Genomic DNA, 12,091 nt, shown 5'->3' with positions numbered 1-12,091 from the left:
GCGGTGGGTGATCTCGAAGACCGCGCCCGTGTAATAGTCGAAGCCGCGCACGAGGAACGGGTCGGCCTCGAACGGCACGCCCGCCGAGCGCAGGGCCTCGGCCACGCGGTCGAAGTGCGCCCGCTCCTCCTGCGGCAGATGGTCGAGAATGCTCGGCAGGCTTCGGCTGAGGCCGATGCAGCCCTCGTTCTTGCAGTCCAGCACGCGGAACACGTTGCGGTCGAGGCGCCGGCGGCAGTCGGGGCACAGCCGGTCCTGTTGGGCCGACAACGCGGCCTTGATGAGGTCGCGGTACCCGCCGCGCGAGGCCGGCGTGCCGATGGCATTCAGGCGCACGCGGTAGCCGCCGATGCCCAGCTCGTCGAGCAGGTGGCAGGCGAGCGCGATCACCTCGGCGTCGAGCAGCGGGTCGGTCGCGCCGATGGCCTCGACGCCGATCTGGTGGAACTGGCGTTTGCGCCCCGCCTGCGGGCGCTCGTGGCGGAACATCGGGCCGATATAATAAAGCTTCTGGAATGCCCTGGACTTGTGCAGGCTGTGCTCGAGGTAGGCGCGCACGACAGGCGCCGTGGCCTCGGGGCGCAGAGTCAGGCTGTCTTCGCCCTCGCCCAGCGTGTACATCTCCTTTTCGACGATGTCGGTCGTCTCGCCGATGGAGCGGACGAAGAGGCGGGTGGCCTCGAAAATGGGGGTGCGGATTTCGCCGTAGCCGTAGCGGGCGAAGAGCGCGCGGGCCGCGGCCTCGACGCGCTGCCACGCGGCGGCCTGTTCGGGCAGGATGTCCTCGGTGCCGAGAGGGGCCTTGACGTCCATCGCACTCGCCTGGCCAAACAGCAAGAGGGCGTGGCTTCGGCTCGAAGCCTCGCCCTCGTGGAAACCCAAAGTATAGGGTTCGCAAGGCCGAAAGTCAAATCAATTCGGGCCTCCGGGCGTCGCCTTTTGACAGGCACGGCGAGGCCCTGCTAGAATACCCCAGGCCAGTAGGAAGCCTATGTCGAAATCCCTCGCGTGCTACCTGGACTACGTGAGCGGCCGCCGCGGCGGGCTGCGCGGGGCATTGGTGCGGGCGGGCCTCAGCGTGCTCGCGACGGCGTATCGCCTCGGCTGCGCCACGAGGAAAGCCCTCTACGACTGGGGCCTCCTGATGTGCCGCGACCTCGATGCCTGCGTGATCAGCGTGGGCAACCTCACCGCCGGCGGCACGGGCAAGACGCCGTTCGTGGCCTGGCTGGGGCAGTGGCTCCAGGAGCGTGGGGTCAAGGTCGCCATCCTCAGCCGCGGCTACGGGGAGAAGGCCCGCGGCGGCGAGAGCGACGAGACGCTGCTCTTCCGGCAGCGTCTGCCCGAGGTGCCCCACCTGGTCGGCGCCAACCGCTATGCCAACGGCCTGCGCGCCATCGCCGAGCACAAAGCCGAATGCCTCGTGCTGGACGATGGCTTCCAGCACGTGGCGCTGGGGCGCGACCTGGATATCGTGCTGGTGGATGCCCTGCTGCCCTTCGGCTATGGCTACCTGCTGCCTCGCGGCCTGCTACGTGAGCCGCTCGCGGGCCTCCGCCGCGCCGATCTGGTGGTGCTGACCCGTTGCGACCTTGCCACGGAGGCCGAGGTGAGCAGCGTGGCCCTCCGAGTGCGCGAGCTGGCCCCCGGATGCCCCATCGTGCGGGCCGAGCATCGGCCCATGAGCTTCCGCCGCCACGGCACGCGCGAGGTGAGGCCGCTCGCCTGGGTGCGAGGGCGCAAGGTGTTCGCCTTCAGCGCCCTGGGGAATCCCGAGGCGTTCCCCAGAACGTTGAAGACCCTGGGCGCCGAACTGCTGCACCATGAGCCGTTTCGTGACCACCACCTGTACACCGCGGCGGAACTCGATGCCCTCGCCCGCCAGGCCGAGCGGGCCGGAGCAGAGGCCGTGGTGACGACGGAGAAGGACGCCGTGAAGATCGCCGCGTTCCCCGCGGGCGGGCCCGCGCTGGATGTGCTCGCCGTGGAGTTCGCCGTACAAAGCGGGCGCGATCTGCTGGTCGAGGCCATCGAGCGCGCCCTCCGGGCCGATTGAGAGGCCGCCACCGTGTCGGTCAAACGCCGCAGCCGGGTCCGCGAATACGCCGAGTACCTGTACATGGTCGGCGTCGAGCGGCTCGTGCGCCTGCTGCCGATCGGCGCGCACCTGGGGCTGGGGCGTGTCCTGGGCGCGCTCACGCGGCTGGCCGACCGCGGCCACCGGCGCGTGGCCGAGGAGAACGCCGCCTGGGCCCTTGGGCTGAGCCCCGAGGAGGCGCGGGCGCTGGTCCGCCGCGTCTACCGCAACGTCTGCACCAACTTCGTCGAAGACCTCATGCTGCCCAAGATCCTGCGGAAGATGAAGCTGACCGACTTCTCGCGGGTCGAGGGGGCCGAGCACCTGCGGGCGGCCCTCGCCAGGGGCAAGGGCGCCATCGTGGTGACCGGCCACTTCGGCAACTGGGAGCTGGCGGGCCGCGCCCTCGGCCACACGGCCGGCTCGGCCCTGGTGGTGGCCCGCACCCTGTCGAACCGCCTCGTCGAGGAGCGGGCCCGGCGCTTCCGCGAGGAGGGCGGCCTCAAGGTCATCGGCCGCCAGGGGGCGCTGCGGCAGGTGCTCAGCCACTTGCGCGCCGGCGGCTGCGTGGCTATGCTGATCGACCAGAATCAGCGCAAGGGCGGCGTCTTCGTGCCCTTCTTCGGCAAGCTGGCCTCCACCGTGCCCAGCCCGGCCAGCCTCGCCCTCAAGCTCGATGTGCCGGTGCTGGCCGGCTACACGTACCGAGAGGGGCACCGGCTCTTCCATTGCTTCCATTGCGATCCGCCCTTCGAGTTGATCCGCACGGGGGACCACAAGGCCGACGTGGTGGCCAACACGGCGATGTTCACCCAGCGAATCGAGGAGTTCGTGCGAAAGCACCCCGACCAGTGGTTCTGGCTCCACTCGCGCTGGCGCAAACGCCCCCCAGGAGAGGCCCCAGGGGCGGGAGCGGAGGCGCCCGAGGACGACGACGGGGGCGCTGATTCGGAAGGGAGTGACCTCGAGTGACGCCCGACCTTGCCCGCAAGTTCGCCGCGATCGGCCAGCCACGGGTGCTGGTCGTGGGCGATCTGATGCTTGACCGCTACGTGTGGGGCAGCGTGGACCGCATCTCGCCCGAGGCCCCGATCCAGGTGCTCAAGGTGGAGCGCGAAGAGGAACGGTGCGGCGGCGCGGGCAGCGTGGCCGTGAACCTGGCCGTGCTGGGAGCCCGGGTGGCCTTCGCCACCGCCCTCGGCGCCGATGCCGCCGCGGACCGCCTGCGCGAGCGGATGGAGCGGCGCGGCGTCAGCCTGGAGGCCGTCGTGCCCCTGGCCGACCGCCCGACCACGGTCAAGACCCGCTTCCTCGCCCGCGGCCAACAGGTGTTGCGGGTGGACCACGAGGACGCCTCGCCGTTGCCCGGCCCCGCGGCCCGGCGGCTGCTGGCCGCCATCGCCCCCGCGCTGCGCCAGGCCGATATCGTGTTGCTGCCCGACTACAACAAGGGCGTGCTCACGCTCGAACTCCTCGCGCCCCTGATCGCCCGATGCCGGCGTGCCGGCAAACGGGTGCTTGTGGACCCCGCCCGCGGTGTGGACCCCGGCCGCTATCGCGGCTGCTCGGCGATCTCGCCCAACTTCGTCGAGGCGGCCGAGGCCGCCGGCCTGAACGTCGGGCGCTCGGAGGTGGACAGAATCGGGCGGCGCCTGCTGCGGCGCCTCGAGCTGGAAGCCTGCGTGGTGACGATGGACCGCGACGGCATCGCCCTCTACCGCGGCGGCCAGAGGCCCCGCAAGTTCCCCGCCAGGGCGCGGGAGCTGTACGACATCACCGGCGCGGGCGACATGGTGCTGAGCGTGCTCGGCCTCGTGCTCGGCGCCGGCGGCTCGTGGGACGAGGCGGTCGAGGCGGCCAACCTCGCGGGCGGCCTGGAGGTCGCCAAGATCGGCGTGGTGCCCCTCTCGCGCGAGGAGATCGCGGCCGAGATGCACCGGGTGGCCGACCTCGAGCGCGCCGGCGGCTCCGCGCCCACCAAGCTGCGCAGCCGTGAGGAACTCGCCCAGATCGTCCGCACCCTCAAGAGCCAGGGCCGCACCATCGTTTTCACCAACGGCTGCTTCGACCTGCTCAACGCCAACCACATCTCGCTGCTGCGCCACTCGAAGAGCCTGGGCGACGTGCTGATCGTGGCCACGAACAGCGACGAGTCGATCCGCCGCCTCAAAGGCCCCAGCCGCCCCGTGCTCACCGAGGCCGAACGCGTCGAGCTGCTCTCGGCCGTGCACCACGTGGACTACGTGGCTGTGTTCCCCGAGGACACGCCGCGGCCCCTCCTCCAGCTCCTCCAGCCCGACATTTTGGTGAAGGGCGGCGACTACAAGAGCAAGGAGGAAGTGGTGGGCTGGGAGATTGTGGAAGGCTATGGCGGCCGCATCGAGCGCGCCCCCATGTCCCACTATCACTCCACCAGCCGCATCGTGCGGAAGATCCTGGATGCCCACGGACGGAGCGACGGATGAGCGACCTGGTGCAGCGTGTGCGAGAGGCGGTGCTGGCCAGCGCCGAGGCCAAGAAGCGGTTCGCCGAGCAGGCGGCGGGCGACATTGCGCGGGCCGTGGAGATCGTGGCGGCCTGCCTGCGCTCGGGCGGCAAGGTGCTGCTGTGCGGCAACGGCGGCAGCGCGGCCGACGCCCAGCACATCGCGGGCGAACTGGTCGGGCGTTTCCGGCGCGAGCGCCCCGCTTTCCACGCCATCGCACTCACCACCGACACCTCGGTGATGACCGCCGTGGCCAATGACTACGGCTTCGAGACGATCTTCGCCCGCCAGGTGGAGGGCCTCGGCCGCCCGGGCGACGTGCTGCTCGCGTACTCCACCAGCGGCAACTCCCCCAACGTGCTCAAGGCCATCGAGACGGCCAGGCGGCTCGAGATGCGCGTCATCGGCTTCGCGGGCGCGACCGGGGGCGCCATGGCCGCCGCGTGCGACGTCTGCATCCAGGCCCCCGGCCCCGACACGCCCACCGTGCAGGAGTGCCACGCCGCGGCCGGCCACACCCTCTGCCGATTCGTCGAGGAACTCCTCTGCCCGTGAAGGTCGAAGCCCAACGCATCGTCGTCCGCGCCCCCAACTGGGTGGGCGACGTGGTGATGGCCACGCCGACCTTTCGCGCGCTCCGCGAGAACTACCCCGCCGCCCATCTGGCCGTCGTGCTGCGACCCTACGTCAGGCCCATCCTCGCCGGCTCGCCCTGGTTCGACGAGGTGATCGCCACCGAGGACCGCGGCCTGGGCCGCTTCTGGGCGCTCACGCGCCGGCTGCGAGCGGGGCGCTTCGACCTGGGCGTGATCCTGCCCAACTCATTCCGCACGGCGCTCGAGGCCTGGCTGGGCGGCGTGGGCTACCGCATCGGCTACGACCGCCGCCGTCGCGGCCCCCTGCTCAGCGCGCCCATCGCCCCGCCGCGCGACAGCAAGGGGCGCTTCGTGCCCCGCAACATGGTGGACTACTACCTCACGCTCTGCCAGCACCTCGGCTGCCAGGGCCTCACCCAGCGCGAGGAGCTGTTCATCACGCCCGAGTGCCAGGCCCGCGGCGACGCGCTGCTGGCCAGGCACCAGGTCGGCCCCGACGCCCGCCTCATCGGGATGAACCCCGGCGGCGCCTTCGGTTCGTCGAAGCTCTGGCCCGCCGACCGCTTCGTCGTCGTGGCCGATGCGCTGGCGGCCAGGGGCTTCCGCATCATCCTCTTTGGCTCGCCCGCCGAGCGGCCCATCCTCGAGACGATCGCCGGCGCGATGGCGCACAGGCCGATCCTGCCCGAACCCGGGGAACTGGACCTGGATGTGCTCAAGCCGCTCGTGCGCCGCTGCTCGCTGCTGGTGACCAACGACACGGGCGCGCGCCACTACGCCGTGGCCTTCGACGTGCCGGTGGTGTGCATCATGGGTTCCACCAGCCCCCTCTACACCAACGTGAACCTGGAGAAGCAGGCCATCGTGCAGGTGAAGGTGGACTGCGGCCCCTGCCAGAAGAAGGTGTGCGCCACCGACCACCGGTGCATGACGCTCATCACGCCCGACCTGGTGCTCGCCGCCGCGGACCGGCTGCTGAGCGGGCGCTTCGGCCAGCTTCCCCCCTGAGGTGCCGCGCTCCATGGCTCCCCAGCCCTGCCCCAGGGACCGCCCCTTGCCCATCTTCAGTTGGGCGATGTACGACTTCGCGAACACGATCTACTCGGCGGTAGTGGTGACCGCGTTCTTCCCCGTCTTCATGGCCAGGCTGGCGGGGCGCGACCTCTACACGGGCATCGCGCAGACACTTTCCATGATCGCCGCCGGGCTGTTCGTGCCCATCGCGGGGGCCGTGGCCGACCGCACGGGGCGAGCGAAACGCTACCTCTTCTGGTTCACGCTCGCGTGCTGCGGGGCGGCGGCGGCGATTGGCGTGGTGGCGAACGACCGGCTCTACGACGCGGCGGCCGGCTCGCCGGCGCCGGGCCTGGTGCTGGTGGCCGCGCTCGCGTGCTTCGGCATCGCGAACCTGGCTTACCAGGCGTCGCTCGTCTTCTACGACTGCCTGCTGCCTGTCGTGGCTTCGCCCGAGCGCCAGGGGCGCGTGTCGGGCCTCGGGGTGGGGCTGGGCTACCTGGGCGTCGTCATCGCTCTGCCCATCGCGCAGTTCGCCGTGGGCGCCACGGGCGCGATGCGCACGGCGTTCGTTGTCGCGGGAGTGGCATTTTTTGCGAGCTCGTTGCCGGCCTTCCTCTACGTGCACGCCCCGCCGCCCGCCGACAAGGCGCGTGTGACGCGGCAGATGGTGGCCGAGCAGTTCCGCGGCCTGGGCCGCACGCTGCGGCGGCTCTGGCACGTCCGCCCCGTGCTCTGTTTCTTCGTCGGCAACTTCCTGTGCACCGACGTGGTGAACGCGCTGATCATGTGGACGCGGTCGTATCTGATGAAGGGGGCCGGCTACACCGAGAGGGGGTCGCTGGGCGTGCTGGTGGGGATGAGCGTGAGCGCGTTCGTGCTGGGGATGGGCATGGGATGGCTCACCGATCGCCTCGGCTCGAAACGCGCGCTCCTGGCCGCCACGGGCAGCCTGGGCCTCTGCATCGTTGTGGCCGCGGCGACCCGCGAGCCGTGGGTGGTGATCCCCACGATCCTGGTCTTCGGCAGCGGCGGGCTGGCCGGCGTGTGGGTGGCGGGACGCAAGTTCGTGCTCGACGTGGCGCCGCCCGAGCAGGTGGGCGAGTTCTTCGGCCTCTACGGCGTGACGCAGAAGCTCTCGGTGTTCGGCTGCACGCTCTTTGCGGCAATGGCCGACTGGGCGGGCTACCGCGTGGCCCTGTTGAGTCTGCTGGCGCCGCTGGCGCTGGGCATGGCCTTCCTGGCCGCCTCGCGGGCCGAGCGGGCTACTTCGGCCCCCGCATAGCATCGAGATAGCTCTGAAGCAGAAGCTGGGCGGCCAGGCGGTCCACGCGAGCCTGGCGCTTCTTCCGCGAGAGGTTCCCCTCGAGCATCGCGCGGTCGGCCTGTTGGGTGGTCAGGCGCTCGTCGTACGCTTCCACCTCGATCCCCAGGGCGTTGCGCAGGCTCTGCACGAACGCGAGCGACAGGCGCGCCCGTTCGCCGTGCGTGCTGTCCATGTTCACCGGCAAGCCGACGATGATGCGCTGGATGCCCTGCTCGCGGCAGATGCGTCGCAGGGGCTCGGTGACGTCGGTAGCGGGGGAGGGGCGCTCGAGCGTGGGGAGGCCCATGGCGATCCCCACGTCGGTGTCGCCGATGGCCAGGCCGATGCGCCGGTCGCCGTAGTCAATCCCCAGCAGGCGCATACTCAAGTCCCTAGAGATAGCGGGTGAGCCGCCTGTTCTCGATGGCGTCCACGAGCTGCTTCACCTCCTCGGCGCTGCGCCGCGAGCAGACGAGCGTGGCGTCCGGCGTGCGGACGATCACCACGCCTTCGAGGCCCACGACGCCAAGCAGGTGGTCGGCATCTCCCAGGATGAGCGAGTTGGCCACGTCAATCACCGCGCAGCAGCCCGAGAGGATGTTGCCGTTCTCATCGGCCTCCGCGCCGCGGAGCCGAAGCACGGAGTCCCACGAGCCAACGTCCGCCCACTCGAAGTCCGCCTCGATCACGCGAATCTTCTCGGCGCGCTCGAGCACCGCATAGTCAATGGAGATGCGCTCGAGCGGCTCATAGGCCTCGCGCAGCACGGTGGCGGCGTTGGGGGTGGCGATGGCGCCCCCGATGCGCTCGAGGGCCGCGTGCAGCCGCGGCGTGAAGCGCCGCAAGGCGTCCAGGATCGTGCTCGCGCGCCAGCAGAAGATGCCGCTGTTCCAATAGTAGTCGCCCGAGGCCAGGTACTCCTCGGCCACGGCTCGGGCCGGCTTCTCGCGGAAACGCTGGACCTCGTAGACCGGGATGCCTCGGGCCTCCGCCACGCGCGCCCCGCGATGAATGTAGCCATAGCCGGTGGCGGGGTGCCGCGGCCGGATGCCGCAGGTGACGAGGGCATCCTGGCCCGCCGCCACCTCGGCCGCCGCGAGCATCACCTCTTGGAACCGGGCGGCCGGCTCGATCACCTGGTCGGCCGGCATCGCGAGCATGATGCCGTCGGGGTCGTCGCGCCGCACGTGCACGGCGGCCAGCCCGATGCAGGCGGCAGTGTCCCGGCCGAACGGCTCGGCGAGGACGCGCGGCAACGGCCCCACGCCCAGGCACTCGAGGATCGGGGCCGCCTGCGACTCGTGGGTGACGATGGTCGTGCGCTCGACGGGCACCAGGCCCTCGAGGCGCCGCAGCGTTTCAGCGATCATCGGGCGGCTGCCGACGATGGGCAGCACCTGCTTGGGGCGGTTGCGTCGGCTCTCGGGCCAGAAGCGCCTGCCGCTGCCGCCCGCCATGATGACGGCGTGGAGCATGCCTCACTCCTTCAATCAGAACCCGCGCCTGCGGCGAGCGGCAGCACGCGGAGGGCCTCCTCGGCCCGGAAGGCCCGGCGTTCGCCGCCGGGGAACTCGAGCTCGACGCCCAGCAGGGGGTCGCTGGCGACCAGGCGCCCCTCGTGGCTGCTCCGCTGGGTCTGCACGCGGACCGCCTGGCCCAGCAGGGCGGCCCGCCGCGCCCATTGCTCGGCGACGCCGGCCCAGCGGCCCGCCAGCGCCTCGCGGTAGTGCACGCCCACGCGACGCAACACCGCGCCTGCGACCGCCTCGCGGGCGAACGGCCTGCCGGCCTCGATCGCCAGGCTGGTAGCCGTCGGGCGGATCTCCTCGGGAAGCTCGCCGCGCAGCGTGTTCACGTTGATGCCGATGCCCACGACGCACGGGGCCACCCTGGCGCCGCGGCACTCCGTGAGGATGCCGGCCACCTTGCGGCCGGCGAGCACCACGTCGTTCGGCCAGCGGATGCCCGCGGCAAGGCCCGCCTCGGCCTCGATGGCCTCCGCCACGGCCACCGCGGCCAACGCCGTGATGTGCGCGGGGCCGATGTCGCCCGTCTCGGGCCGGAGCACGAACGACATCAGGAGCCCCCGGCCCCTGGGACTCAGCCAGGCCCTGCCGAACCGGCCGCGGCCCTGCACCTGCTCCTCGGCGAACACCGCGGTGCCCTCCGCGCACCCGGCGTCGGCCCAGGCCCACGCGATGTCGCTGGTGGAGCTCACGCTGCCCAGCACCCGCAGCTCGGCCTGCGCCCACCCGTTATCCAGCGATGCCCGAATCGCCTCAGCGTCCAGCATTCGGCGGCCCTCGGATTCGCGCGGAACAGCCCTGCTGCCGGGGATTCTAGCGGATCAGCCGCAGGCACGCAACTGGGGGCGAAGAGCGGGCCATAATAGAAGGCGAAAGGACCACTCACTGGCAGCGATCCTTTCGCCTTGTCGAGGTCGGCGTTGTGGCAACAGGAGTGGCAAGCGATTGCTACCCACGCCACGGGAGGGGACGGGCGGCACGGCGTGGTAACAACCGTTTCACGCCCTCCTCCTGTTGTCGTTGACGCCGACTTGTCAATCTCCCCAGAGTTGACGGATGTCTAAGAAGCAACCTGTGTGCCACGGAAGGCTCTGCGAAGACCGATCTGACGTAAGAAACTGGCAAATCTATAGTTATGCGAACATGCCCCCATTGCGGCGGTGGCTCTGCGCCTGGCCCGCTGGCCGAAGCCGTGCAGCAGGCTGCACGGGATCGTGCAGCCTGCCGACCGCCGAGCCCTTCAGCCCCGACGCGAATCGAACGATTCAGACACCTCGGACAACTCGGAAGAGTCCGACAAGTCCGACCAGTCCGACAAGTCCAACCGGTCTGACAAGGCCGACAGGCCCGACGGCTCCGATACCCTGCCCCCGCCTGCCCCGCCCATTGCCGCGGTCTCGCGGCCGCCCAGAGCATGGCGTTTGGGGCATCCGCCGCCTTTCTGGCCGCGTCCCTCATGCTGTATCACTCCCCCGGGTGATTCAGCATGGGCGCTTTGGCGATCCGGAGGCTTCCACGGCCTTCCGGCCATGCTGAATCACTTCTCCTCTCAGGGGGGGATACAGCATGGGACCGGGCCTGGCCTGAACCGCTGCCCCGGTCAGCGCTCCGCGCGAACCTTGACCGCCCGCACGCAACCTCATATAATGGCGCGGGGCGGCCACCGTTGGCCGCCGGGTTTCTCATGTACACAGGCGGCGGCCATAAGCCGTGGCATCGCAGCCATCCGCCGGAAATCAGGAGCGCACGAATGCGCGCGCGCGAAATCGTCCTGCTGGTGCTCGTGGCCTTCCTCCTCGTTCTCAAGGTGGCGCCAGGCGCCGAGAAGCGCGAGGAGAGCTACGCGAACTTCAAGACCTTTGTCACCGTGCTCGAACAGGTGAAGCGCAACTACGTGGTGCCGGTGGACGACTCGAAGCTCTTCTACGGCGCCTTCAAGGGCATGCTCGCCGAGCTCGACCCCTACAGCCAGTTCATGACCCGCGAGGACGTCGAGCAGCTCGAGGTGGACACCGAGGGCGAGTTCGGCGGCCTGGGCATCGAGATCACGGTTGACCAGAACCGCATCCTCACCGTGATCACGCCGCTCGAGGACACGCCGGCAATGAAGGCGGGCGTCCTGCCCGGCGACCGCATCGTGGAGATCGAGGGACACAACACGTACAACATGACCTTGATGGACGCCGTGAAGCGCCTGCGCGGCAAGCCGGGCACCAAGGTCACCATCACCGTGGTGCACCAGCTCACGGGCAAGCGTGAGACGCTCACGATCACGCGCGACATCATCAAGGTCAAGAGCGTCCGCGCCGTGCGGATGGTGGACCCCGGGGCCAAGGTGGGCTACGTGCGCATCAACAACTTCCAGCGCACCACGGTGGACGAGCTGACCCAGGCCGTCAAGAAGCTGCTGGCCGATGGGATGCAGGCCATGGTGCTGGACCTGCGGCGCAACCCCGGCGGCCTGCTCGACAGCGCCGTGGGCGTGGCCGACCTCTTCATCGAGAAGGGCGTCATCGTGTCCACCAAGGGCCGCAGCCCCGACACCTCGCACCAGTTCGACGCGCAGAAGGAGGGCACCTTCCCGAACTTCCCCCTGGCCGTGCTGGTGTCGAACTTCAGCGCCAGCGGCTCCGAGATCGTGGCGGGCGCCATCCAGGACCACCATCGCGGGATCATCGTCGGCCAGCGCTCCTACGGCAAGGCCTCCGTGCAGAGCATCCTGTCGCTCGAGGGCGGCTGCAAGCTGCGCCTCACCACGGCCCGCTACTACACGCCCGCCGGCCGCCTGATCCACCGCGAGATTGACGCCAAGGAGAACGAACCCTGGGGCATTCACCCCGACCTCGAGGTGAAGATGACGGTGGAAGACGAACTCGGCCTCAGCGAGCACTTCCGCGACGAGCGGGTGAGCGAGACCAACAACGGCGCGAAGCCGCCGAAGCCCGAGGTCCAGCCTCCCCTCGAAGAGGGCGAGATGAAGCCCGACGCCCGTAAGGAGGGCGAGAAGAAGGAATTTGTGGATACTGCCCTCGTGCGGGCCGTGGATGCGCTGAAGGCGATCATGGTCGTCCAGAGGCGCTAAGGTCG

11 protein-coding genes are annotated in these 12,091 nt (G+C 70.1%); 7 read left to right on the top strand and 4 right to left on the bottom strand.

The window, feature by feature from the left end:
- The coding region (hisS, locus tag PLE19_04505; GenBank protein ID HPD14183.1) for a histidine--tRNA ligase at positions 1–813 on the bottom strand (813 nt) is incomplete at its 3' end.
- A 178-nt stretch (positions 814–991) separates the two neighbouring features.
- On the opposite strand from hisS, the gene lpxK reads away from it, so the two are divergent.
- From lpxK to PLE19_04475, 6 genes are read left to right on the top strand one after another with little or no spacing between them, the layout of a single operon-like run.
- Positions 992–2,056 (top strand): tetraacyldisaccharide 4'-kinase, encoded by a 1,065-nt coding sequence (gene lpxK, locus PLE19_04500; GenBank protein HPD14182.1) that lies wholly within the window; start codon positions 992–994, stop codon positions 2,054–2,056.
- A 12-nt stretch (positions 2,057–2,068) separates the two neighbouring features.
- Positions 2,069–3,049 (top strand): lysophospholipid acyltransferase family protein, encoded by a 981-nt coding sequence (locus tag PLE19_04495; GenBank protein ID HPD14181.1) that lies wholly within the window; start codon positions 2,069–2,071, stop codon positions 3,047–3,049.
- Entirely contained in the window at positions 3,046–4,542 is a 1,497-nt protein-coding gene (locus PLE19_04490) for a bifunctional heptose 7-phosphate kinase/heptose 1-phosphate adenyltransferase (protein ID HPD14180.1), read from the top strand. The genes PLE19_04495 and PLE19_04490 overlap by 4 nt, the downstream gene beginning before the upstream one ends.
- Positions 4,539–5,117 carry a D-sedoheptulose 7-phosphate isomerase gene (locus tag PLE19_04485; GenBank protein ID HPD14179.1) on the top strand — a complete coding sequence of 193 codons (579 nt, stop codon included), beginning with the start codon at positions 4,539–4,541 and terminating at the stop codon, positions 5,115–5,117. Before PLE19_04490 ends, PLE19_04485 begins: the two co-directional genes overlap by 4 nt.
- Positions 5,114–6,166, top strand: a complete 1,053-nt coding sequence (gene waaF, locus PLE19_04480) for a lipopolysaccharide heptosyltransferase II (protein HPD14178.1) — start codon at positions 5,114–5,116, stop codon at positions 6,164–6,166. The genes PLE19_04485 and waaF overlap by 4 nt, the downstream gene beginning before the upstream one ends.
- Positions 6,167–6,179: 13 nt before the next feature.
- A complete protein-coding gene (locus tag PLE19_04475) occupies positions 6,180–7,457 on the top strand; it encodes an MFS transporter (protein ID HPD14177.1) in 1,278 nt (425 codons plus the stop codon).
- On the opposite strand, the gene ruvX is transcribed toward PLE19_04475, so the two are convergent.
- Genes ruvX through PLE19_04460 form a run of 3 tightly spaced genes read right to left on the bottom strand, consistent with a single transcriptional unit; the run spans position 7,438 to position 9,771 of the window.
- Positions 7,438–7,860 carry a Holliday junction resolvase RuvX gene (gene ruvX, locus PLE19_04470; GenBank protein ID HPD14176.1) on the bottom strand — a complete coding sequence of 141 codons (423 nt, stop codon included), beginning with the start codon at positions 7,858–7,860 and terminating at the stop codon, positions 7,438–7,440. The two genes, PLE19_04475 and ruvX, sit on opposite strands and share 20 nt — an antisense overlap.
- Positions 7,861–7,870: 10 nt before the next feature.
- Positions 7,871–8,953, bottom strand: a complete 1,083-nt coding sequence (locus tag PLE19_04465) for a mannose-1-phosphate guanylyltransferase (protein HPD14175.1) — start codon at positions 8,951–8,953, stop codon at positions 7,871–7,873.
- 11 nt (positions 8,954–8,964) lie between these two features.
- Positions 8,965–9,771 carry a biotin--[acetyl-CoA-carboxylase] ligase gene (locus PLE19_04460; GenBank protein HPD14174.1) on the bottom strand — a complete coding sequence of 269 codons (807 nt, stop codon included), beginning with the start codon at positions 9,769–9,771 and terminating at the stop codon, positions 8,965–8,967.
- A 983-nt stretch (positions 9,772–10,754) separates the two neighbouring features.
- Here PLE19_04460 and PLE19_04455 point away from each other — a divergent pair.
- Positions 10,755–12,086, top strand: a complete 1,332-nt coding sequence (locus PLE19_04455) for a S41 family peptidase (protein HPD14173.1) — start codon at positions 10,755–10,757, stop codon at positions 12,084–12,086.
- Positions 12,087–12,091: the final 5 nt, after the last annotated feature.

The sequence above is a fragment of the Planctomycetota bacterium genome, assembly GCA_035384565.1.
Classification (GTDB): domain Bacteria; phylum Planctomycetota; class PUPC01; order DSUN01; family DSUN01; genus DAOOIT01.
This window is presented reverse-complemented; position numbering and strand designations above follow the sequence as displayed.